General features: G+C 67.1%; 19 protein-coding genes. 12 read left to right on the top strand and 7 right to left on the bottom strand.

The features are described from left to right. Positions 1–700, bottom strand: a 700-nt coding sequence (locus N5D91_RS21985; protein WP_279908662.1) for a pteridine reductase, incomplete at its 3' end; no start/stop codon positions are given. A 59-nt stretch (positions 701–759) separates the two neighbouring features. Here N5D91_RS21985 and N5D91_RS21990 point away from each other — a divergent pair. Then, entirely contained in the window at positions 760–1944 is a 1185-nt protein-coding gene (locus N5D91_RS21990) for an SAM-dependent methyltransferase (RefSeq protein ID WP_010480950.1), read from the top strand. After that, on the top strand, positions 1941–2333 hold the full coding sequence (locus tag N5D91_RS21995; protein WP_180855458.1) for a VanZ family protein: 393 nt from the start codon (positions 1941–1943) through the stop codon (positions 2331–2333). Before N5D91_RS21990 ends, N5D91_RS21995 begins: the two co-directional genes overlap by 4 nt. A gap of 105 nt (positions 2334–2438) precedes the next feature. On the opposite strand, the gene N5D91_RS22000 is transcribed toward N5D91_RS21995, so the two are convergent. The 3 genes from N5D91_RS22000 to N5D91_RS22010 form a co-directional block, all read right to left on the bottom strand. Beyond that, positions 2439–4796 (bottom strand): family 20 glycosylhydrolase, encoded by a 2358-nt coding sequence (locus N5D91_RS22000; protein ID WP_164162135.1) that lies wholly within the window; start codon positions 4794–4796, stop codon positions 2439–2441. A 111-nt stretch (positions 4797–4907) separates the two neighbouring features. Further along, positions 4908–7616 (bottom strand): TonB-dependent receptor, encoded by a 2709-nt coding sequence (locus N5D91_RS22005; protein ID WP_153854532.1) that lies wholly within the window; start codon positions 7614–7616, stop codon positions 4908–4910. A 143-nt stretch (positions 7617–7759) separates the two neighbouring features. Next, on the bottom strand, positions 7760–8779 hold the full coding sequence (locus tag N5D91_RS22010; RefSeq protein ID WP_180855457.1) for a glucokinase family protein: 1020 nt from the start codon (positions 8777–8779) through the stop codon (positions 7760–7762). A 376-nt stretch (positions 8780–9155) separates the two neighbouring features. Between N5D91_RS22010 and N5D91_RS22015 the strand changes: the two genes are divergently transcribed. The 6 genes from N5D91_RS22015 (at position 9156) to N5D91_RS22040 (ending at position 18141) form a co-directional block, all read left to right on the top strand. Then, positions 9156–10442, top strand: coding sequence for a sugar MFS transporter (locus N5D91_RS22015; RefSeq protein WP_110713702.1), 1287 nt, complete (start codon positions 9156–9158; stop codon positions 10440–10442). A 39-nt stretch (positions 10443–10481) separates the two neighbouring features. Continuing rightward, a complete protein-coding gene (locus N5D91_RS22020; protein WP_006391719.1) occupies positions 10482–11549 on the top strand; it encodes a LacI family DNA-binding transcriptional regulator in 1068 nt (355 codons plus the stop codon). Between the two features lie 7 nt (positions 11550–11556). Continuing rightward, positions 11557–12585, top strand: a complete 1029-nt coding sequence (locus N5D91_RS22025) for an SIS domain-containing protein (protein ID WP_110713700.1) — start codon at positions 11557–11559, stop codon at positions 12583–12585. Further along, positions 12585–13733, top strand: coding sequence for an N-acetylglucosamine-6-phosphate deacetylase (nagA, locus tag N5D91_RS22030; protein WP_180855456.1), 1149 nt, complete (start codon positions 12585–12587; stop codon positions 13731–13733). Before N5D91_RS22025 ends, nagA begins: the two co-directional genes overlap by 1 nt. Beyond that, entirely contained in the window at positions 13733–14815 is a 1083-nt protein-coding gene (locus tag N5D91_RS22035; RefSeq protein ID WP_180855455.1) for a heparan-alpha-glucosaminide N-acetyltransferase domain-containing protein, read from the top strand. Before nagA ends, N5D91_RS22035 begins: the two co-directional genes overlap by 1 nt. 299 nt (positions 14816–15114) lie before the next feature. Further along, complete coding sequence (locus N5D91_RS22040; protein WP_180855454.1) at positions 15115–18141, top strand: autotransporter outer membrane beta-barrel domain-containing protein; 3027 nt, start codon at positions 15115–15117, stop codon at positions 18139–18141. Between the two features lie 180 nt (positions 18142–18321). Here N5D91_RS22040 and N5D91_RS22045 read toward each other — a convergent pair whose 3' ends face one another. Next, positions 18322–18756, bottom strand: a complete 435-nt coding sequence (locus tag N5D91_RS22045) for a hypothetical protein (RefSeq protein ID WP_180855453.1) — start codon at positions 18754–18756, stop codon at positions 18322–18324. Between the two features lie 416 nt (positions 18757–19172). Between N5D91_RS22045 and N5D91_RS22050 the strand changes: the two genes are divergently transcribed. The 4 genes from N5D91_RS22050 (at position 19173) to N5D91_RS22065 (ending at position 21333) form a co-directional block, all read left to right on the top strand. Then, entirely contained in the window at positions 19173–20210 is a 1038-nt protein-coding gene (locus N5D91_RS22050) for a S41 family peptidase (RefSeq protein WP_134951226.1), read from the top strand. Between the two features lie 3 nt (positions 20211–20213). After that, positions 20214–20549: a hypothetical protein gene (locus tag N5D91_RS22055; RefSeq protein WP_180855452.1), complete on the top strand. Its 336-nt coding sequence runs from the start codon at positions 20214–20216 to the stop codon at positions 20547–20549. A 49-nt stretch (positions 20550–20598) separates the two neighbouring features. Then, a complete protein-coding gene (locus tag N5D91_RS22060) occupies positions 20599–21033 on the top strand; it encodes an SseB family protein (protein WP_005419309.1) in 435 nt (144 codons plus the stop codon). A 102-nt stretch (positions 21034–21135) separates the two neighbouring features. Then, complete coding sequence (locus N5D91_RS22065) at positions 21136–21333, top strand: hypothetical protein (RefSeq protein WP_180855451.1); 198 nt, start codon at positions 21136–21138, stop codon at positions 21331–21333. Between the two features lie 47 nt (positions 21334–21380). Here N5D91_RS22065 and N5D91_RS22070 read toward each other — a convergent pair whose 3' ends face one another. Next, positions 21381–22601 carry a multifunctional CCA addition/repair protein gene (locus N5D91_RS22070; protein ID WP_180855450.1) on the bottom strand — a complete coding sequence of 407 codons (1221 nt, stop codon included), beginning with the start codon at positions 22599–22601 and terminating at the stop codon, positions 21381–21383. Between the two features lie 41 nt (positions 22602–22642). Then, the coding region (locus tag N5D91_RS22075) for a hypothetical protein (RefSeq protein ID WP_279922745.1) at positions 22643–22882 on the bottom strand (240 nt) is incomplete at its 5' end.

The following is a 22882-nucleotide window of genomic DNA, read 5'->3' on the forward strand; positions in this document are numbered from 1 at the left end:
GGCCAGTGACGAAGCTGGCTTCGGCCACCAGCCAGTACACCGCCTCGGCGATCTCCTCGACGGTGCCGATCCGCGCCAGCGGCGTGCGTGCCAGCAGCGCTTCGCGGGCGAAATCGTCCTTGCCCTGTTCCGGCCACAGGATCGCCCCCGGCGCTACCGCATTGACCCGCACCTTCGGCGCCAGCTCCAGCGCCAGCGAGCGGGTGGCCATCTCCAGCGCGGCCTTGGCCATGGTGTAGGCGATGTGGTCGCGCATCGGGTCGGTGCCGTGCAGGTCGGTCAGGTTGACGATGCAGCCCTGCTGGCGGCGCAGGTAGGGCGCCGCCGCCTGTGACAGCAGCAGCGGCGCGCGTGCATTGACCGCATACAGCTCGTCCATCGCCTCGGCGGTGACCTGGCCGAGCGGGGTGGGGAAGAAGTTGGAGGCGTTGTTGACCAGCGCATCCAGCCGGCCGAAGTGGGTGACGGCCTGTTCCACCAGGTCGGCCAGGGCGTCGGCGTCACGCAGGTCGGCCTGCAGGGCCAGCACGCTGCCGGGGCGCACGTTGTCGAAATCGAACGCGGCCTGCTGCAGCTCGGCGCTGGAGGTGTTGGCGTGCAGCACCACCGACCAGCCACAGGCATGGAACTGGCGGGCGATGGCCGCACCGATCCGGCGCGCGCTGCCGGTGATCAGGACCACGGGGTGGGTGTCGCTCATCGAGGGTCCTCCAAGGCTCGGCTATCCTGTGCACCATTGTCACCGCATTCGAAGACGCCATGCAGCCCACCTTCCCCCTGCCCGAAGCCGATGCCCTGGCCCACAGCGACCAGCTGGCCGCCGCCCTGCGCGCCGAAATCCTTGCGCAGGGCGGGGCGATGCCGTTCTCCCGCTTCATGGAGCTGTGCCTGTACACCCCCGGCTGGGGCTATTACAGCGCCGGCGCCAGCAAGTTTGGTGGCAGCGGTGACTTCACCACCGCACCCGAGCTCGGCAGCCTGTTCGCCGGCAGCGTGGCCAATGCGCTGGCCCCGGTGTTCGCCCAGTTGGGTGCGCAGGCGCGGATGCTGGAACTGGGCGGCGGGACCGGCGCCTTCGCCGAGGCGGTGCTGCTGCGCCTGGCCGAGCTCGACGCACTGCCGTCGCGCTACGCGATCCTCGAACCCAGCGCCGACCTGCGTGAGCGCCAGCAGCAGCGCCTGCAGCAGAACCTGCCGGCCGAGCTGGCCGCACGCGTGGACTGGGTCGACCGCCCGTTCGAAGAGGACTGGGAGGGCGTGGTGTTCGCCAACGAGGTGATCGACGCATTGCCGACCCCGCGCTTCCTGATCCGGGATGGCGAGGTCTACGAGGAAACCGTGGAGCTGGATGCCGAAGGCAACTTCATCCGCGGCGCGCAGCCGGCCGACATCCTGCTCAACGGCGCAGTGCGCCATATCGAGCGCTACCTGGAAAAACCCTTCGCCGAGGGCTACCGCTCCGAGGTGCTGCCGCAGCTGCCGTACTGGCTGCAGGCGGTGGCCGGCGGCCTGCAGCGCGGCGCGATGCTGTTCGTCGATTACGGCTACAACCGCGGCGAGTTCTACCAGCACGACCGCGACGATGGCACCGTGCGCGCCTTCTACCGCCATCACGTGCATAACGACGTGCATCGTTGGCCGGGCCTGCAGGACATCACGGCGTCGGTGGATTTCACCGCCATGGCCGAGGCTGGCATGCACGGTGGCTTCGAGCTGGCCGGCTACTGCAGCCAGGCCAGTTTCCTGCTCGGCAACGGGCTGGACCAGGTGCTGCTGCTGGCCGAGGAACGCACCGATGAAGTGGGCCGCATCCAGCTGCGCGACCAGGTGAAGAAGCTGACCCTGCCGACCGAAATGGGCGAGCGCTTCCAGGCCATCGGCCTGCAGCGCGGCGTCGACTTCGAACCGGCCTTCGAGCTGGGTGACTTGAGCTGGCGCCTGTGAGCGCGGCGTTGCCGGTGATCAAGCCGCTGCGTCGGCCACGGTTGTGGACCGTACTGTGGGCGACGGCGGTGCTGCTGGTGATCGTGGTCTGCCTGATCCCGCCGCCGCCGATTCCGCTGCCGGAAAACAGCGACAAGGGCGAGCATTTCCTCGCTTACTTCATCCTGGCGGGCAGCGCGGTGCAGCTGTTCCGGCGCGGGCGGCCGCTGCTGTGGGTGGGCGTGGGCCTGGTGCTGATGGGCATCGGCATCGAGTTCGCGCAGGGCGCACTGACCAGTAACCGCACGGCGGATCCGATGGATGCGATCGCCAACACGATCGGCGTGCTGGCCGGTCTGGCTACGGCACTGACCCCGCTGCGCGATCTGCTGCTGCGCTGGCGCGGGTAAAGGCGTGCCAACCAAGGTTGGCACCCACCCGTAGATCCACGCCATGCGTGGATGAGCTGCCCGGGGTGCCGACCAAGTTCGGCACCCACCATGACAGACCTGTCATTACTTCCCCAGCGTGACCTCATCCAGCACCCACATCGCCGGGCGCGTATCGCCGGTGAAGTTGATGCACAGGTCACCGGCGCCCTGGGTTCCCTTCGGCAGCGTCGCGCGCAGGGTCACGAAGCCATCGGCATCGGGCTTGGCCGGCAACGCTACTTCAGCCAGCACCTTGCCGCTGCAGTCGCCACGACGCACCTGCATCTCGCCATGCGCGCGCTTGGCCTTCTCGAAACGGCGCTTGGGTTCGTCGTGGGCCAGCTGGAAGTAGTACGGGATGCGACCTGCACGCACTTCCACGCTGCCGATGCCGTCCAGCTGCGCCTGCGGCCAGCGCCAGCACGGCTGGAAGATGTCCACGTTGAACACCGCACGGGGGCCCTCGCGTGGGCCATCGTCTTCCAGGCGCAGCACCAGCCCCTTCTTGCCCACGCAGCTGAGCAGTTCATCGCTGCGGCGGCTGAGCAGCGATTGTGCGCTGAAGTCCGCGACCGTCGGCTTCGCCGCCAGCATCTGGCCCTGGTAGAACGCGGCGGCCTGCACGGCGGCGGGCAGCTGCGCCGTCAGCGGCTGCTGGTACAGCGGCGACTGCGCGGTCACCGGCTGGCCATCGGTGCTGTAGCGCACTTCATAGCCCAGCGGATTGGCCAGCGACACGGTCACCGTGTTCTTCGCGCGATCATCGGTGTAGTCCACGCCTACTTCGAACGGAGTCTGCGCATAGGCCAGGCCCCAGGCACGGTAGCGCTGCAGCTGCGCCGGCAGGCGTGCGAGGAAATCGCGGAAGTCGCGATGTTCCGGCATGCTCCAGCCGGTCTCGGCCACGGCGGCCAGGCGCGGGAACAGGTTGTGCTGCAGGCGTGCATAGCTGCGCGTGTGTTCGGTGAACATGTTGGCCTGCAGGCCGAGGATGTGCCCGCGCTTGTCGGCGGCCAGTTCGGCCGGCACCGGCTCGAAGTTGTAGAGCTTGCCGAGATTGACCTGGGTCGGGCGGCCCGGCGGTTCGTTCGGTGAGGCCGTCTGCAGGTAGTCCAGGTACAGGTAGCCGACGGGCGACATGATCACGTCATGCCCGGCACTGGCCGCAGCGAGGCCACCTTCGGTGCCCTGCCACGACATCACCGTGGCCTGCGGTGGCAGACCCCCTTCGAGGATCTCATCCCAGCCGATCAGGCGCCGGTCGTGTTCCTCCAGGAACGTCTCCAGGCGCTTGATGATGTGGCTCTGCATGGCCATTTCATTCTTGATGCCCAGCGCACGCATGCGCTGCTGCACCTGCTTCGAGGCTTCCCACTGGTCCTTGACCGCCTCGTCGCCGCCCACGTGCACGTACTTGGCCGGGAACAGTTCGATCACTTCCTCCAGGACGTTCTCGAGGAAGGTGACGGTGCTGTCTTCCACGTTGAACAGGTTCGGGAACACGCCCCATTCGCTGATCGGCTTCAGCGGGGTATTGATCGAACCCAGTTCCGGATACGCGGCGATCGCTGCGGTCGCGTGCCCCGGCACATCGATTTCCGGAATCACCTGGATATGCAGCTTCGCGGCATAGGCGATCACCTCGCGGATCTGGTCCTGCGTGTAGAAGCCGCAGTACGGGTGCTCCTGGCCGCTGGCCGGATCGATGCCGCCATCGCCGGCCGGCAGGCGGCAGCTGCCCACCTCGGTCAGCTTCGGGTAGCGCTTGATCTCCATGCGCCAGCCCTGGTCATCGGTGAGGTGCCAGTGGAAGGTGTTGAGCTTGTGCGCGGCCATCGCGTCGAGCACGCGCTTGATCTCGTCCAGGCTCTGGAAATGCCGCGCCGAGTCGAGCATGAAGCCGCGCCAGCTGAAGCGCGGCGCGTCCTGGATCTGCACCGCTGGCAGCACGCCGTTGCTGCCGCCGGTGGCCAGCTGGGCGAGGGTGGTCGCGCCATAGAACAGGCCGGTTTCGTTGCCGGCCTGCACCACCACGCCCTGCGCGGTGCTGTCCAGCGTGTAACCCTCACCGCTGTCGCGGAAGGTGGGCACGATCTGGAAGCGGATGCTGCCGGCCCTGGCTGCAGCCTTGCCCTTGGCCAGGACCAGGCGCGGGCCACCACTGCGGGCCAGCAGGTCCGCGAACTGGGCAGCGACGCGCTGTGCGGCTTCGCCTTCGGCCTGCAGCACGGTATCGGCGCGCACGGTGATGCCGCTGCCCTGGCCACGTTGCACAGTGACCGGGGCGGGGATCAGCATCAGGCTGCCAGCACGCAGCTGCGGGCCGGGTGCTTCGGCGGCGGGCGTGGGATCGGCGGCGAGCGCCGGCATTGCCGGCAGCAGGGCGAGGAGGCTGCCCAGCAGCACTGCGCTGCGCATCCGGGCGCGGGAAGGCTTGACCATCGGAACGACTCCTTGGAACGGTGCGATGAACGCTATACATGAAAAACGCCGGGCCCGGAATGACCCAGGCCCGGCGTGCGTGCACGACTCGGCGATGTTGCCGCCGCTGGATCAGTACTTGAAGCGGAAGTTGAGGTAGTACTGGCGACCGTTGCTGTAGAACGAGGTCGGGGTGGCCGCGCTCTGGTAGTACTTGTAGGTCGGGTTGTTGAGGTTCAGCGCATCGAAGCTGACGCTCATCCAGTCGGTGGCCTTGTAGCTCAGCGATACCGACAGGGTGCCGAACGCGTCCTGGTAGTAGGGGTTGGCACCGGACAGGCCGATCAGGAACGACGAGCGGCGGGTGTAGCTGACGCGTGCGCCGAAGGTATCGTTCTCGAAGTAGGCACCCACGTTGTAGGTGTTCTTCGAGGTGCCCAGCAGGTTGTGGCTGCCGTCGGCCCAGGTGTGCGAGGTGCTGCCATCGGCGTAGGTGTAGTTGGCGTTGACGCCGAAGTACTCACCGATCGGCTGCTCGTACGCCACTTCCATGCCGGTGACCTTGCCGTCGGCGTTGACCGGCACCGAGACCTGGTAGGCCTCCAGCTGGTGGGTCAGTTCGCTGAACAGCATCTGGGTCTGGGTGCCGAAGGCCACGTAGTCCTTCAGGTTCATCGAGTACGCACCCACCGACAGCAGGCCGCGCGGCATGAAGTACCACTCGACGTTGGCGTCGAAGTTGGTCGACAGCACCGGCTTCAGCTTCGGATTGCCGCCGCCACCGGTCTTGTTCAGATCCGAGCCCCAGGTCGAAGCACCCAGCGCCGAGAAGTCCGGCAGGGTCTGGGTCTGCGACGCGGCGAAGCGGAACACCAGGTCATCGGCCAGATCGAACTTCAGGTTCGCGCTGGGCAGGATGCGGTCGTGCTTGTTGTCGAACGACAGCGACTTCCACATGCCGAACAGGCTGCGGACGTCGGCGTTTGCCGCGTCGGTGACGGCCTGGTAGGTGTCGATGTCCTGCTTGATGTTGACATAGCGCAGGCCGACGTTGCCGCTCCAGCGGTCGCCGCTGAAGTTGCCCTGCACATAGGCGGCGAAGTTCTTCTCGGCAACCTTCCACTCGGCACCGTAGTTGTGGCGGCCGGTCGGGCCGTCATTGCCGGACAGCCAGGTGGAGTTGTTGGTCACCGCATCCTTCAGCGCGCCCGGGGTGAAATACCACAGGTCGCGCGGGAAGCTGCCACCGATGCTGCTGGCGAAACCACCCGGGAAGCCTGCGGTCGCACCGTTCTTCAGTGCATCCCAGATCGCGCCCGGGGTTGCGCCTTCCGGCGACTTGGATTCGCGCTTGTGGTCGGCGAAACGGGCACCGAAGTCGATCGAGTTCAGTGCGCCGGCATCGCTGAAGTACTGGTTGAAGTCAACGTTGACCCACTTTTCCTTATCGATCGCGGTCACCTGCTGGTTGCCCCAGGTGCCGAATTCGGTCACGCCGCCCGGGCTGATGTTGCCACCGACATTCCAGTCGATCGGCGAACCATTGCCGTGGGTGGCCCAGGTTGCACCACCACCGCGGGCGAGGTTGACCTCGGCGATGTACTGGCGCGGTGTATCGCCGGTACCCTTGGTGCTGCCAGCCTGGAACTTCATGCCCAGGTTGTCATTGATCTGCCAGTCGGCATCGAAGGTGATGTAGTTGGTCTTGGCCTTCGACTCGCGGTAGATCATGTCGTACACCGCGTAATCGCGGTCGGCCTGGCCAGCGAAGGTGGCGTTGGTCAGCACGCCATCCTTGACCACATAGCCCGGGTTCGGGGCCTGGCCCGGAATCAGGATCTTGTTGCCATTGGCATCTTCAACGGTGCGGTCGTTGAGGATGCGGCCGCCCCACAGCATGAAATTGCGGTTGTAGTTGTTCGCCTTCAGTTCCGAGCTGAAGCCTTCCAGGCCCAGGGTCAGGTTGTCCATAGGCTTGAACTGCAGCGAGATCAGGCCGCCCTTGCGCTCGCGGGTCTGTTCGAACAGCGTCGAGCCGAGCAGGCCCGGCGCGTACACGCCGGCCAGATCCGGATTGGACTGGGCCACCGTGCCGGTCGGATCGATCTTGAAGAAGCCACCCGGGATTTCCTGCGCTTCGCGGCGCAGCTCGCGCTTCTGGCTGAAGGCCTGCACCATCACGCCGAAGGTGTTGTCGTCGTTCTTGTAGTTGAACAACGCCGACAGCTGCGGGTCATTCGACTTCGCCTGGTCCGAACGCACCGCACCGATCGAGGCCTCAGCCGAGATCTGCTTGGAGAACTCCAGCGGCTTGCGGGTGAGGATGTTGACGGTACCGGTGGTGCCGCCGTCCTGCAGCTTGGCCTGCGAGGACTTGTTCACTTCCACCGAGCGAACCAGTTCCGACGGCAGCAGGGCGTAGCTGACGCTGCGGCCGACGTTGTTGCCCTGGCTGAGCACGAACCAGTCGGCCGAGCCGACGGTGTGGCCGTTGATCAGGGTCTGGGTCAAGCTAGGGCTGGTGCCGCGCAGGCTGACACGGTCGGCTTCGTCGAAGCCGCCTTCGTCGGCGCTGGACGAGCTGATGTTCACACCCGGCAGGCGCTGCAGGGTGTCAGCGACGTTGTGCGCGGGCAGCTTGCCCACGTCTTCAGCGGTGACCACTTCCACGCGTGCGTTCGCTTCGCGCTTGGTGTCCAGCGATTTTTCCATCGAGCCACGGATGCCGGTGACCTGCACGGTATCCAGGTCGGTGGCGGTCTGGGAGGCCTGCTGCGCGTGCGCACTGAAGGCGATGCAGCTGACGATGGCGGCCGAAAGCAGGGTCTTGCGGGTGTTCATGATGTCTCTCCTCATCACTCGATTGGATGCCGGCGGCGGTGTTCGATTACGGTTGCGAAGACATGCGCGGGGCGGCGGCGAAGTCCCGTGCGTTGGCGTGCCACGTACTGCGTGCTGCGATTGCGTTGAAGCCTGTTGCGGTGTCAGGCGGCCGACTGCTGCTGCAGGTACCAGCTGGCAGCGCCGACCACGCCCAGCTGGCCGTGTTCGACGACCTTCACCGGGATGCGTGCCAGCGCTTCGCCCATCGGCCCCTTCTGCAGGTAGCGTTCGACGAAGGTGCTGGCGTGCAGGTATTCGCGGATCTGCGGCAGGATGCCGCCGGCCAGGTAGACGCCACCGTGGGCGCCGTAGAACAGCGCCATGTCGCCGATGGTGCTGCCGAGCAGGCCACAGAACACATACAGCGCCTGGCGCGCGTGCACGTCGGTATCGACCATGGCCGCAGCGGTGACAGCATCGGGGCTGGTCAGGGTCGGTGCCTGCCCCTGCAGCGCGCACACCGCGCGGTACAGGTTCATCAGGCCCGGGCCGGAGATTGCATGCTCGATCGACACGTGGGCGCGGTCGCGCTGCATGTGGCGGACGATGGCCATTTCCAGTTCGGTGCTGGCCGCCAGGGTCGGCTGGCCGGCTTCGGTCGGCAGGACCACCGGGCCGTGCGCGGTGGGAATCCACAGCGCGGCGCCGAGGCCGGTGCCGGGGCCGACCACCAGGGTCGGGCCACGCGCAGCGGTGTCCGGCCCGCACAGGTGCAGCACGCCGCTGGCGTCCACCTGCGCGGCGGCATAGGCCACCGCTTCGAAGTCATTGACGATGTAGACCCGCTGCAGGCCGACGTCTGCTTCCACCTGGCGCGCCGACAGCGGCCACGGCAGGTTGGCGGTGATCACCGTGCCGTCCTCGCGGGCGTAGCCGGCGCTGGCAACCACGCAATGCGTGGGCCGCGGGCCTTCGCCAAGGAAGTCGGACAGGATCGCGCTGAGGCCGGCATGGTCGGCATTGCGGTACTTGCGGTACTCCAGCACCTGCACCGGGTGGGCAGCATCACCGCTGGCCTGGACCCGGGCCACGCGCACATGGGTGCCACCGACGTCGGCGGCCAGGAACGAGGGCGCGACTCGGGACAGGACATGGGCCGGGGCGGGGTGGCTGGCGGTCACGCGGGCTCCTGCTGCAGGTGGGGCCGGACCCGGGATCGGGGGCGGCGATTGGGGCGGAGTCTGTAACCCCGCTGACAACGATGTCAACGAGTTCGTGACACTTTCGTTGCTGCGTCGCAACGAATGCGACATGCAGTAAACGTTTACATGGCGTGAGCATGGGTTTCACGCGGGAACCGTTGCTGCAAGGGGCTCAAGGGCTGTGGCGCATTCAGCACACGGCGCTGTGATCGGGTTGCGCAGTGCAGCACGAGGTTCACGGGGCTGCGCATGGAAGTTGACAAACCGCGGTTGTCCATCGAAAGAATGTGACAACGTTGTTCCCAGCCACTCTCCGACGCCGCGTTCTGCGGCCGTCGCCGCAGGAGCCCTCCTGATGTCCGCCGTCCCCGCTGCAAGCGCGCGCCCGAACGTGGCCACCTCCATCGCCATCGTTGGCGTGTTGTTCTTCCTGATCGGCTTCTTCACCTGGCTCAACGGCCCGCTGATCACCTTCGTCAAGCTCGCCTTCGAACTCAGCGAGGTGGGTGCCTTCCTGGTGCTGATGGTGTTCTACCTGTCCTACTTCTTCCTGGCCCTGCCGGCATCGTGGATCCTGCGCCGCACCGGCATGAAGAAGGGCCTGAGCCTGAGCCTGCTGGTGATGGCCGGTGGTGCTGCGTTGTTCGGTGAGTTCGCCACCCAGCGCTGGTACCCGGGCGCGCTTGGCGGCCTGTTCGTGATCGGCAGTGGCCTGGCCCTGCTGCAGACCGCGATCAACCCCTACATCTCCATCCTCGGCCCGATCGAGACGGCGGCGCGCCGCATCGCGCTGATGGGCATCTGCAACAAGATCGCCGGCATGCTCGCCCCGGTGCTGATCGGTACCGTGGTGCTGCATGGCATCGGTGATCTGTCGGCCACGGTGGCCGCTGCCGATGAAGCCACCAAGGCGCAGTTGTTGAACGAATTCGCCGCCAAGATCCATGCGCCGTACCTGGCGATGGCCGGCCTGCTGGTGCTGCTGGCGGTGGCCGTGCTGTTCTCGCCGCTGCCGGAAATCAAGTCGTCCGAAGCCAACGCTACGCCGGTGGCGGCCGGTGCCGCCGAACGCCGCAGCATCTTCCAGTTCCCGCACCTGTGGCTGGGCGTGTTGTGCCTGTTCGTCTACGTGGGCGTGGAGGTGATGGCCGGTGATGCGATCGGTACCTACGGCCATGGTTTCGACCTGCCGCTGGACCAGACCAAGATGTTCACCTCGCTCACGCTGGGCGCGATGCTGGTCGGCTATGTGGTCGGCCTGCTGCTGATTCCCAAGGTGGTCTCGCAGTCGCGCTACCTGACCATTTCAGCGGTGCTGGGCGTGGTGTTCTGCCTCGGCGCCTGGGCCACCCACGGCTATGTATCGGTGGCCTTCGTGGCCCTGCTGGGCTTCGCCAACGCGATGATGTGGCCGGCGATCTTCCCGCTGGCGATCCGCGGCCTGGGCCGCTTCACCGAGACCGGCTCGGCCTTGCTGGTGATGGGTATTGCCGGTGGCGCGATCATTCCGCAGCTGTTCGCCGTGCTCAAGCAGCACATCGACTTCCAGCTGGTGTTCGTGCTGCTGATGGTGCCGTGCTACCTGTACATCCTGTTCTACTCGGTGATCGGCCACCGCGCCGGCCTGCCGCAGGAGCGCTGATCGGCGATGATGGACGGCAGCCAACCCCAGGGAAAACCCATGCGCAGAGCGACCATCAAGGACGTTGCGGAAAAGGCCAAGGTCTCGCTGAAGACGGTCTCGCGGGTGATCAACAACGAGCCTTCGGTGATGCAGGCCACCCGTGCGCGGGTGCTGCGTGCCATCGCCGAACTCGATTACGAGCCCGATCCGTCCGCGCGCAACCTGCGCAGCGGCACCACCTTCGTGATCGGGCTGGTCTACGACAACCCGAACCCGTACCACATCATCGGCGTGCAGAACGGCGTGCTCGCTGCCTGCCGCGAGACCGGCTTCGGCCTGCAGATCCATCCCTGCGATTCCAGCTCGCCGCTGCTGGCCGATGAACTGGCCGACTGGGTGCAGCGTTCGCGCCTGGCCGGGCTGGTGCTGACCGCGCCGATGTCCGAACGCCGCGACCTGATCCAGGCACTGACCGCGCGCGGCATCAAGCTGGTGCGCATCATTGCCGCCACCGAAGACCCGGCCGATGGTGCCTGCGTGTTCGTCGACGACCGCGAGGCCGCCTACGAGATCACCGAGCACCTGATCCAGCTGGGTCACCAGCGCATCGGCTTCCTCTGGGGCGGCATCTCGCACCGCTCCTCGGGCGAGCGCTATGCCGGTTACGAAGCCGCGCTGAAGGACTACGGCATGACCGTGGACAAGCACCTGGTGGTGCAGGGCGACTACACCTTCGACGATGGTTTCCGTGGCGCGCGCCGCCTGCTGGCGCTGCGCGAGCCGCCCACCGCCATCTTCGGATCCAACGACGAAATCGCCGCCGGTGTGCTGGCCGCCGCGAAGTCGGCGGGCATGAACGTGCCGTACGACCTGTCCATCGCCGGTTTCGAGGACAGCCCGTTCTCGCGCCAGTCGTGGCCGCCGCTGACCACCGCCAAGCAGGCCACCGAGGACATTGCCCGCCATGCCGCGCGCCTGCTGATCGCACAGCTGCGCAGCGACGCCTACGACGATGCGCCGGCACCGCTGCACAACCAGGGCTTCGTGCCGCAGCTGGTGGTGCGCGGCTCGACCGCGCCGATGCGCCCAGCCGGCGCACGCCCCCTTCCTTCCGATCCTGCCTGAGCCTGCCATGTCGCTGTCAGACCCCACGTCCACCCTGATGTTCGCCGAGGCCGCTGAAGCGGCCGACGTGGTCGCGCGCCAGTTCTCGCGCAACCACGCCACCATGGAAACCCTGGCCGCCAGCCTGCGCGCCGCGCCGCCGCCGTTCGTGGTCACCTGCGCCCGCGGCAGCTCCGACCATGCCGCCACCTATGGCAAGTACCTGCTGGAAACCCAGCTGGGCCTGGTGGTCGCATCGGCCTCGCCGTCGGTGGGGTCGGTCTATGCCGCACCGCTGCAGCTGCGTGGCGCGCTGTTCATCGTCATCTCGCAGTCGGGCAAGAGCCCCGACCTGCTGCGCAACGCGGAAGCTGCCAAGGCCGCCGGCGCGCGCGTGATCGCGCTGGTCAACGTCGAGGATTCGCCGCTGGCGCAGCTGGCCGACACGGTCATTCCACTGCACGCTGGTGCCGAAAAGAGCGTGGCGGCGACCAAGAGCTACCTGGCGTCGCTGGCCGCGCTGCTGCAGCTGGCTGCCTATTGGAAGCAGGACAGCAGCCTGCGTGCCGCGCTGGACCTGCTGCCGGACGCGATGCGTGAGGCCTGGCAGTGCGACTGGACGTCGGTGACCGAGGGCCTGGTCGATGCCACCAACCTGTTCGTGCTCGGCCGCGGCCTGGGCCTGGGCGCGGCGCAGGAAGCTGCGCTGAAGTTCAAGGAAACCTGCAGCCTGCACGCTGAGGCCTACAGCTCGGCCGAGGTCAAGCACGGCCCGATGGCGCTGGTTGATCGTGGTTTCCCGGTGCTGGCCTTCGCCCAGCCGGATGAGACCGGCGCCGGTACCCGCGCGGTGGTCGATGAGTTCACCGCACGTGGCGCGCAGGTGTGGATGGCCGGTGCCGGTGGCAATCTGCCGGTGGCCGCCGCGCCGCATCCGCTGTGCGCACCGCTGCTGACCGTGCAGAGCTTCTACCGCGCGATCAACGCGTTGGCGCTGCGTCGTGGCTTCAATCCGGACCTGCCGCCGCACCTGAACAAGGTTACGGAGACGGTGTGATGGCAACGGTCCTGCGCAACGCCCGCATCCTTGCCGGCGATGAATTCCGAGACGATCTGGCGGTGGTGATCGAGGGCGGTCGCATCAGCGCGCTGCTGCCTGACGCTGCACCGCAGCTCGGCCAGGCCGCCGAGCAGGTGGACCTGGGCGGTGGCTGGCTGCTGCCCGGTTTCATCGATGTGCAGGTCAACGGTGGTGGCGGTGCGCTGTTCAACAACACGCCGGACGTGGCGGCACTGCGCACCATCGCGCAGGCGCACCGTCGCTTCGGCACCACCGCAATGCTGCCAACGCTGATCAGCGATGACGTGGCGGTGATGCGTGAAGCCATCGGTGCGATGCGCGAGGCGATCGCGCAGGGTGTGCCAGGCGTGATCGGCATCCATCTGGAAGGACCGTACATCGCGCCGGCGCGCAAGGGCACGCACGATGCCAGCAAGTTCCGTGTGCCCGACGAAGAGGAGATCGCGCTGGCCGCATCGCTGGACAACGGCGTGACCCTGCTGACGCTGGCACCGGAACGCGTGCCGCTGGAGACCATTCGCGCGCTGGTCGAGCGCGGCGTGGTCGTTGCCGCTGGGCATACCGCAGGCACCTACGAAGAGATCCGCGCCGGTCTGGATGCCGGCGTGCGCGGCTTCACCCACCTGTACAACGCGATGTCGCCGCTGCAGGGGCGTGAGCCCGGCGCGGTGGGCGCTGCGCTGGAAGACCGCGACAGCTGGATCGGCATCATCGTCGATGGCGTGCATGTGCATCCGGCCAGCCTGCGCGTGGCGCTGGCGGCCAAGCCGCGCGGTCGCCTGCTGCTGGTGACCGATGCGATGCCGCCGGTCGGTGCCGACGATCCCAGCTACGTGCTGTATGGCGAAACCATCACCGCCATCGACGGTGTGGTGCGCAACGCTGCCGGTTCGTTGGCGGGTTCGGCGCTGGACATGGCCACCGCCGTGCGCAATACCGTGCAGCTGCTCGGCCAACCGCTGGCCGAAGCCGCACGCATGGCCTCGACCTATCCGGCGCAGTTCCTCAACGTTGACGATCGCCTGGGTCATATCGCCGAGGGCTACCAGGCTGATCTGGTGCTGCTGGACGACGCGCTGCAGGTGCGCGGCACCTGGATTGCCGGACAGTACGAGGCTGCCTGATGGCCGAGCCGTTGAAGGGAAGCACACCGCCACGCCGGCTGGGCTCGATCGATGCCCTGCGCGGCATCACCGTGGCGGCAATGCTGCTGGTCAACAACCCGGGTGACTGGAGCGCGGTGTTCGCGCCGCTGCGCCATTCGGAATGGCATGGCTGCACGCCCACCGATCTGGTGTTCCCGTTCTTCCTGTTCCTGGTGGGCGTGTCGATGGCCTTCAGCGTGGCGCCACGCGCGCTGGACACGGCGGCGCGACCCGCGTTGGTGCGCGGCGTTCTGGAGCGCGCACTGCGCATCCTGGTGGCCGGTGCGTTGCTGCACCTGCTGATCTGGTGGGCGTTGCATACCCCTCACTTCCGCATCTGGGGCGTGCTGCAGCGGATCGCGGTATGCGCGGCGCTGGTGGGCGTACTGGCGGTGCATGCGCGTCCGCGCGCACAGGCGGCCGTACTGGTCAGTCTGCTGGTGGGGTATACCGTGCTGCTGCTGGGCGTCGGCGATCTGGCGCCGTGGACCAATCCGGCCAGTCGTCTGGATACCACGCTGTTCGCACCGTGGATCTACCAGTGGCATGCCGATACCGGGCTCGGACATGACCCGGAAGGATTGCTGAGTACGCTGGGTGCGCTTGCCAGCACGGTGCTCGGCCTGCTTGCCGGTGGCCTGCTGCGCAACGGGCGTTCGGGGGCATTGGCTGGGCTGGGCGTGGCGACCGCTGTGCTCGGCCTGTTGCTGGCCATCGTGCTGCCGCTGAACAAGCAACTGTGGACGCCCAGCTACGTGCTGTGGACCGGCGGCCTGGCCGCGCTGGCGCTGTGGCTGGGCCACATGCTGATCGACCAGAAGGGCTGGCCGGCGCTGGGCCGGCGCTTCGGTGTCAACGCGATCACCGCGTACCTGGGGGCATCGGTGATGTCGGTGGTGCTGATGGCGACCGGCGCCTGGGGCTGGATCTGGCAGCAGCTGGCCAGCGCGATGCCGCAGTCGCTGGAACTGGCGTCGATGCTGCAGGCACTGGTGTTTGTCGCGCTGTGGTGGGGCGTGGCGTGGTGGCTGGACCGGCGGAAGATCTATCTGAAGATCTGACCCCCGGCGGCGCGCCATATCCACGCATGGCGTGGATCTACCGGGCGAGAGGCGAACGCGATGCAGGCGGAATGGTCAGTAGATCCACGCCATGCGTGGATGCTCTCCGCGTGGCTTGCGATCGCCGCCTTGATGAACGGTTTCAGCCACGTAGAGGCGAGGTGATGCCTGATCAAGTTCGCATCTGAACCGTGATAACGGGCACTCAATTTCACCTATCGAAACCATTCACCACACGGCAGACTGCCTTCGCAGTACCGCATATCCGCAGTTCCTGATCCCCTGTCCAGGAGTGCTGTATGTCCCGTGCCGTCCCGCGCGCGTTCCGTCCGCGCCGCCTCACCGTTTCCGTGCTTCAGGCCCTGGCTGTCCCGTCCGTCCTGCTGTTGACCGCCAGTGTCGCCTGGGCCGGCTGTGACAATGCCACCCCGACTGCGGGCCAGACGGTCACCTGCGATGCCAACGCGCCGAATCCACAGACCGTTCCCGTCACCGCCACTGGCGCGGCCGGTATCACCGTCAATGTCGCCAACACGGCACAACTGCAGCAGAGCGGTGGTGGCAGCGCGATTTCGCTGGTCGGGGCCGGCGGGCACCTGCTGTCCAACCTCGGCACGATCAGTTCGGTGGGGGGCGTGGCGGTCCAGCTTGGCGGTGGCAGCCGCGTCGAAAATGCCGGCAGCATCAGTACCGGCAACAACACTGCCCTGCAGTTCGTTGGCGCCGGCGACAGCGTGCTGGTCAACCGCGGAACGATCAGCGGGCGCACCGGCGTGCAGTTCGGCGCCGGCAATGATCGCCTGGAAATGCAGGCCGGCAGCATCACCGGTGGTGTCCTGCAGGGGGATGGCAACGATGTGCTGCTGCTCAGCAATGGCACCATCGACAGCGTCGACCAGGGCAGCGGCGATGACCAGATGACCGTCACTGGCGGCACCGTCACCGGCGTGGTGGCGCAGGGCAGCGGCCGCGACGATTTCGTCATGAGTGGCGGCACGATCGGCGCGCTGCAGCAGGGCGACAACATCGATACGTTTCGCATGAGCGGTGGCCGCATCATCGGCGCGTTCGAGGATGGCGACCAGGCGTGGATGACCGGTGGCCGCATCGGCCGCGTCAACATGAAGCTGGACAAGAACCTGTGGGACCAGTCCGGCGGCACCGTGGACGGCAACGTGGTGACCGGCTTCGACACCGACACCATCATCATCTCGGGTACGGCCTACATCGGTGGCAACATCAGCGTCAGCGGCGGCAATGACAGCGTGACCATCACCGATGGCACCGTGCGTGGCCAGGTGCTGCTCAGTACCGGCAATGACACCTTCAACTGGAACGGCGGCGGCATCGTCTACGGCGCGATCGACATGGGGCCGGACAACGACGTGGCCAACCTCAGCAATCTCAACCAGGCCAACCTCGGTGCGGTACCGCTGTTCGACGGTGGCAGTGGCGTCGACCAGCTCAACCTCAGCAACGTCAAGACCGCCGGCGTAGGCCGTTTCCAGAACTGGGAGGCGATCAGCCTGGCCAACAGCACCGAGCTGAGCTTCGATGGGGATCTGGTGCTGGGCGACAGCGGGACCGGTACCGGTACGCTCACGGTGGATGACACCAGTACCGTCTACGCGGGCAGTGGCGGTCATGCCATCCGGCCGTTCAACAGTGGCGCACTGGTGGAGATGGTCAATGCCGGGCGCATCGACCTGACCGGTACCGGCGCTGGCGACGTGTTCACCGTGCGTGGCAACTACCGCGGTGACGGCGGTGGGCTGTACCTGCGTACCGTGCTGGGCGCGGACAATTCCACCAGCGACCGCCTGGTGATCGATGGCGGTACTGCCACCGGGACCACCGGCATCGGTGTGCTCAATGCCGGCGGCAGCGGCGCGGCCACGCTGGCCGATGGCATCCTGGTGGTGCAGGCGTTGAATGGTGGCCGTACCGCGCCGGGCGCGTTCTCGCTGTTCGCACCGGTCGCGGCCGGTGCCTACGAGTACTTCCTGTTCAAGGGCGGTGTCAGTGCAGGTACCAGCGAAAACTGGTACCTGCGCTCGACGCTGGTGACCGGGCCGACGCCAGCACCCAACGGCGGCGGCAGTGCCACGCCACCGCCACTGACGCCGCCGGTCGCTCCGCCGCCGCCGATCACCCCGGCACCGCCACCGCCGCCCGAAGGCGCTACCGATCCGGACCTGACTGCCGGCGAGACCGCGCCGCCACCGCCGCCACCGGAACCCGCTCCGGTGGCGCCGCCCAGCGACCCGGCGGTGCCGGACGTGCCGGTGGCGGGTGGCAGCCTGCCCGGTACCGGTACGCCGCCGACGCCGGGTGCACGCCCCGCCGAGGGCGCGGTGGTGCCGCTGTACCGCGTGGAGACCGCCGCCTACGCCGTGGTGCCGCCGCTGTTGCGCGAGACCTCGCTGGCCAGCCTCGGCACCTTCCATGAGCGGCAGGGCGAGCAGCGCCTGCTGTACAACCAGGGCGCATTCCGCACTGCCTGGGGCCGGTTGGTGGGGCAGAGCAGCGAGATCCACTGGAAGGGGGATGCGCAGCCGGGCTTCGATGGCGATGTGATGGGCCTGCAGGCCGGTCTGGATGTGTGGGCCGCAGCGTCTGACAATCATCGCAACCAGATCGGCGTGTTCGTCGGCCGCACCCGTGCGCAGGGCAAGACCACCGGCCTGGCACTGGGCTGGGAGAACGTGCAGGTGGGCCAGAACCGCCTGGACGACAAGCACGTGGGCCTGTACTGGACGTTCACCGACAGCACGGGCGGCTATATCGACACCGTGGCGATGCAGAGCCGCTACGACGGCCGCGTGCGTTCCTCGCGCGGGCTCGGCTTCGGGATCAAGGGCGATGGCACCAGCGTATCGGTGGAAGCCGGCAAGCCGCTGCTGCACGTCGGTCAGTCCGCATGGTGGCTGGAACCGCAGGTACAGGTGATCTGGCAGCGCACCGCGCTGGACGACCGCCGCGATGAGGTATCGAGCGTGCGTTTCGACAACGACAACGCCTGGACCGGCCGCGTCGGCCTGCGCCTGGCCGGCGATTACCAGTTGGCCGACAACGGCTGGCAGCCGTATTTCAAGCTCAACTACTGGCATGGCCGTTCCGGCGAGGATCGCATCCGTTTCGACGACGACGTGATCATCAATTCGCAGCGCTCGCGTGCGCTGGAAGCCGGTGTAGGCGTGGTCGGGCGCTTCAACCGCACCATCAGCGCCTATGCCGTGGCCGATTACACGCGCGAGCTAGGTGGCGACCGCAACGAGAAGCGCCGCATCATCGAAGGCAACATCGGCCTGCGCGCGGATTGGTGACCCCCGCAGGCTTGGGTAGGTGCCGACCTGGGTCGGCACTCATCCCGTCACCGCCATGCTCCGCTCTGGTAGGTGTCGACCTTGGTCGACACGAACCCTGCCGCTGCCATGACCCTGTAGAGGCGAGCCATGCTCGGCTGCTTCGGTCGTAATTCCACAAAGCCGAGCATAGGCTCGGCTCTACAACACACTGGCGTGTGTATCGGGCTCCACCAGCGCCCCGGCATGATCGGCCAGCACCACCACCGCATGCAGCAACCCTTCCTCCACCTGCGGCGGACACTGCGCCTGCGCATCATCCATCTCGCGCGCCGACTGCGCCGCCAGCAACACGCCCCCACACGCAGACACTGCCGCCAGACAGCGCGTCGCCTCGGCCAGTTCCCGGCCGCGCGCCTCGCTGAGTTGCCGCTCGCGCCACGACTGCCCATCGACCGCGTGGCTGTGCGCGATGCCGCGCAACCGCGCGAAGAACGCGGAGGGCGGCGCCTGTTCGTGGACTTCGGTGAGCGCATCTTCCAACGCTTCTGCTGCGGTAGTGGACAGCTGCAGGCCGGGCAGTGCAGCGCCGAGCAGTGCCTGCAGGCGTGGATAGGTGGGGAAGGGCGTGTTCATGACGGCAACCTCACAAGGCAAGGCCACCTGCGGGATGCGAGGTGGCGGGCGGTGCGGGTTGGCGTGCCGGTGAAGCTACCCAAAGGAAACGAAGCCGGCGGATCGGAAGGATCCCCACGCACCGCCCGCCGCAGGACGACGGACGGTGCATTATTCGAGCCCGCGACATGGTCGCAAGCCCGACTTCAGGTAGCTTCATTCAGGACGCCAATCCCGGCCAGCGCAGGAGGCGCCGACGGAGGCAACCTTCTCGCGTTCTACGTGGCGATGACATGGGCAAAGTTGCAATCTACTGATCGCGTGCAAGCTGTCTTGCTGCAATCCGCGGCGGGGCCAGATACGACAGTCCGCGCATGGCGAAAGCCATCACCTGCGGGCTATGCTGTGCGCCTGCCTCAACGACAAGGAAACGTCACATGCAGGTTCGCAAGGGAGTGCGTCGCATTGGTGCGCTGGTGATCGCGCTGGTGGCTGCCAACGCCATGGCCGATACGCCCAAGGCAATCGAGGTGCCCTCGCCGGAGGCGGAGGCCGAGATCCTCAACCTGCTTGAACGGCAGGCGCTGTATCGCGACCGGGTGGACTGGCCTGGCACCCGCACACGACTGCAATCGGTGCAGGGTGACCCCGTGAAGCGGCTGGCGTTGCTGCGCGAAGCCATTGCGGTCAGCACGGGCAATCATGGCGTATGGACGACGACCCAGCGCCAGAGCGAATCCCTTGCGCGCGCGCAGCAGGTCGGCGCCGCCGCCGTGGAAAGGGCCAAGGCCGCCGATGCGGTGGATGCGCGCATCGGCTGGTTGGTCATCGAGGGATATGCCTCCACGCCCGGCGCGACGCCACAGGAAGCGTTCCGCCAGAACATCCAGCGCGCCGCGCGGTGGCAGCAGGTCATCCGCAGCAAGGACGACGGCATGCGCTGTGGCTGGATCGTCGACCTGCGTGACAACAGCGGTGGCAACATGTGGCCGATGCTGCTGGGCATGGCACCGCTGCTGCGCACCTCGGTGGTGAACAACGAAGATGTGGGGTCGTTCGAAACCGCACAGGGGCCGGAGCGCTGGACGTTGACCGCGACCGCCGTGCAGCGTGCAGGCAAGCCGGTGCTGGACTTCGGCCAGACCGGCTATGTGCTGCGGCAGCCTGGCGCGCCGGTGGCGGTGCTGTTCGGACAGCGTACCGGCAGTTCGGGCGAGGCCTCGGCGCTGGCGTGGCGTGGCCGTGCGCAGACGCGCAGCTTCGGCCAGCCGACGGCAGGGGTCTCGACTGGCAACAACGTGCGCACACTGGCCGATGGCAGCCGCCTGTTGTTGACCACCACCGTGATGCGCGACCGCAATGATCGTGGTGATGGGTTGAAGATCGAGCCCGACCAGCGCATCGAGGGTGATGCCGCCACTTTGGCCGCCGCCCAAGCCTGGCTGCTGGCCCAACCCGCCTGCCAGGGCCGCTGATCCATGATCCTGATCGGCCAGCAGGAACGGGTGGTGGTTGTCGGCCCCACCGAAGCGCATCACTGCCTGCGCTGCCAGACGGAAACCGAGTTCGCGCCCCAGCTGCGCTACAGGATGGCGCGCATCGACCTGCTGTTCGGCCTAACCTACCAGCGCCGCTACGAGCTGGCCTGCACCCGGTGCGCGCACGGCTGGGTGCTGGATACCGAGACCATGGACCAGCAGCTGGGTGGGGTGCCGATCCCGTGGCGGCACCGCTTCGGCCTGCCGCTGATGCTGGTGGTCGTGGCCGGGCTGGCCGCGCTGGGCTGGCTGTGGCGGCACGGATTCATCGGTTGAGGGCCGGGGCTGTTAAAGTCTGTCCTGCAATCACGTACCGGAACCGACCATGGACCACGACACCCCGTTCGAACCCCTCAACGACCTCGAGGTGCGCCTGCTGCAGGCCCAGGACGGCACGCTGACCGCAGCGCAGTTCCTCGACGGCCTGCTGACCTCGACGGCGTTCGTGCTGCTGGACAAGGCCATTGGTGAAGATGGCGCCTGGGACGAGAGCATCTCGCCGCTGGTGCTGACCAGCGAGAGCGGCGAGCCGATGTTCGCGGTGTTCACCGCGCCCGAGCGTGCTGGCCTGTGGCACGAGCAGCTGCCGCAGTTCGCCCATGCCATGCCGATTGCGGTGCACGCGCTGTTGGCCGGTATCGGCGACGGCGTCGGCCTGGTGCTGAACCCGGGCCTGGACGTGGGCATGGAGATGATTCCCGATGCCGTGGCCCAGCTGAAGCAGCGTGCGGCGGCGATCACCCGCGGCATGGCGCACTGAATCCAGGGATTGTCTGGGTGCCGGCCAGCGGCCGGCACTCCCCGTGGTGCCGGACGGCGGCGATGGCTTGCAAGTGCGTCCTGTTCAATGGAGAGGAGCATCGTGGGCAAGCGTTCTAGCCGATCGCTGTGGGTCTATGAGATCGGCCTTCTTGCGGGTTTGGCACTGGCAGCTGCGTTCATCACCCGGTTCAATCCGGTGGAGACGCTCCGGTTGGGTGGATGGCTGTTCCTCTTGATGCAACCCATCTTGTTGGGTGCTCATGCTGTCGACCATTTTTCGCGCAAGCGTCGTCGATAGACGGGAGATGTGAAGGTGCCGGCCAGCGACCGGCACTACCCGGTGCTTCAGCGGGCGGCGGCGATGGCTTTCACCCGCGCCTTGGCCAGTGCTTCGCCGATGGCGGGACCCTTCAGATGCGTGGTATCCAGATCCCGCGCCTGCACTGACAGCGCCGCCTGGTGCAGGCGCTTGAGCGTTTCGCCCTGTGGGTAGTTGGCGTCCTCGAAACCGAGCCGGCCGCGCTTGTCGGCCTCGCAGCACAGTGCGATGCGGGCCACGCGTTCCGGCCGGCGTAGTGCATCGCAGCGGCCCAGCAGTTCCAGCACGGTGGCATCGCGCAGTTCGTCGATGCGGTGCACGTTCAAGTGCTCGCGGCAGACCGCTTCGGCCAGTTGCTGGTGCTCGGTGGGAATCTTCAACCGCGCGCACAATGCCTTCAGCGGTTTGATGCCGCGCTGCTCGTGCATGATGTGGCGCGGCCATTCCTCCGGCGGGGTCAGGCCCTTGCCGAGGTCGTGGGTGAGGGCAGCGAAGCCGACCAGGTCATCACCCGGTGCCAGCTTTGCGGCCATGTCGCTGACCATTTCCTGGTGGATGCCGGTATCGACTTCCGGGTGGAATTCGGCACGCTGCGGCACGCCATACAGCGCTTCGAGCTCGGGCAGGATCGGGCCCAGTGCCTGCGCATCGTGCAGCGTGCGCAGGAAGGCGGAGGGCCGTTCACTGACCAGCGCCTTGCGCAGTTCCTGCCAGACGCGTTCCGGCACCAGCGCGTCCAGCTCGCCACTGGCGGCGACCTCGCGCATCAGCGCCATGGTCTCTTCGGCGACGGTGAAGCCCAGTGGCGCGAAGCGCGCCATGAAGCGCGCCGCGCGCAGCACGCGCAGTGGATCTTCCACGAACGCAGGGCCGACGTGGCGCAGCACGCGCAGCTCAAGATCGCGAACGCCACCGTAAGGATCGACCAGCGTGCCGGTCTCCTCATCGCAGGCGATCGCGTTGATGGTGAAGTCGCGGCGCTGCAGGTCTTCTTCCAGCGTTACCGCCGGATCGGCATCGACCACGAAGCCGCGATAGCCGCGGCCGGATTTACGCTCGGTGCGCGCCAGCGCGTATTCCTCGCCGGTCTTCGGGTGCAGGAATACCGGGAAATCGCGGCCGACGGCGGTGTAGCCCTGCGCTTCCATCTGCGCGGGCGTGGCGCCAACCACCACCCAGTCACGGTCGCCGGCAGGGCGCTGCAGCAGGCGGTCGCGTACGGCGCCGCCGACAAGATAGATCTTCATGGGGGGATGATCGCATGCCCGGCACTACCGACGCAGAGGCATCACGGCAAACCGCGCCACTCCGGTACGAACAGGCCGGCCAGGAACCACAGGCCGTAAACGATCCACAGGCAGAGAAAGTAGAGCTTGATCTGCGCTTCGTCCCACAGGCTGCCCCAGCTGTCGACGAAGGCCAGCGACTTCCAGCCTTCCATCCAGGCCGCGCCACCCCAGCGCAGCACCCAGGTGGCGAACAGGCTCCAGGCGGCGAACATCCCGATCCAGGCCAGCAGGCTCATCGC

Origin of the sequence: Stenotrophomonas sp. GD03794, from assembly GCF_029842145.1 — a bacterium.
Taxonomy (GTDB): domain Bacteria; phylum Pseudomonadota; class Gammaproteobacteria; order Xanthomonadales; family Xanthomonadaceae; genus Stenotrophomonas; species Stenotrophomonas riyadhensis.

Excerpts from the sequence above, each read along its gene's own strand:
- nagA (WP_180855456.1), top strand. The coding sequence starts at position 12,585 with ATGGCAACGGTCCTGCGCAACGCCCGCATCCTTGCCGGCGATGAATTC.
- N5D91_RS22060 (WP_005419309.1), top strand. The coding sequence starts at position 20,599 with ATGGACCACGACACCCCGTTCGAACCCCTCAACGACCTCGAGGTGCGC.
- N5D91_RS22015 (WP_110713702.1), top strand. The coding sequence starts at position 9,156 with ATGTCCGCCGTCCCCGCTGCAAGCGCGCGCCCGAACGTGGCCACCTCC.
- N5D91_RS22020 (WP_006391719.1), top strand. The coding sequence starts at position 10,482 with ATGCGCAGAGCGACCATCAAGGACGTTGCGGAAAAGGCCAAGGTCTCG.
- N5D91_RS22070 (WP_180855450.1), bottom strand. The coding sequence starts at position 22,601 with ATGAAGATCTATCTTGTCGGCGGCGCCGTACGCGACCGCCTGCTGCAG.
- N5D91_RS22055 (WP_180855452.1), top strand. The coding sequence starts at position 20,214 with ATGATCCTGATCGGCCAGCAGGAACGGGTGGTGGTTGTCGGCCCCACC.
- N5D91_RS22040 (WP_180855454.1), top strand. The coding sequence starts at position 15,115 with ATGTCCCGTGCCGTCCCGCGCGCGTTCCGTCCGCGCCGCCTCACCGTT.
- N5D91_RS22035 (WP_180855455.1), top strand. The coding sequence starts at position 13,733 with ATGGCCGAGCCGTTGAAGGGAAGCACACCGCCACGCCGGCTGGGCTCG.
- N5D91_RS22050 (WP_134951226.1), top strand. The coding sequence starts at position 19,173 with ATGCAGGTTCGCAAGGGAGTGCGTCGCATTGGTGCGCTGGTGATCGCG.
- N5D91_RS21990 (WP_010480950.1), top strand. The coding sequence starts at position 760 with ATGCAGCCCACCTTCCCCCTGCCCGAAGCCGATGCCCTGGCCCACAGC.
- N5D91_RS22045 (WP_180855453.1), bottom strand. The coding sequence starts at position 18,756 with ATGAACACGCCCTTCCCCACCTATCCACGCCTGCAGGCACTGCTCGGC.
- N5D91_RS22000 (WP_164162135.1), bottom strand. The coding sequence starts at position 4,796 with ATGGTCAAGCCTTCCCGCGCCCGGATGCGCAGCGCAGTGCTGCTGGGC.
- N5D91_RS22025 (WP_110713700.1), top strand. The coding sequence starts at position 11,557 with ATGTCGCTGTCAGACCCCACGTCCACCCTGATGTTCGCCGAGGCCGCT.
- N5D91_RS22005 (WP_153854532.1), bottom strand. The coding sequence starts at position 7,616 with ATGAACACCCGCAAGACCCTGCTTTCGGCCGCCATCGTCAGCTGCATC.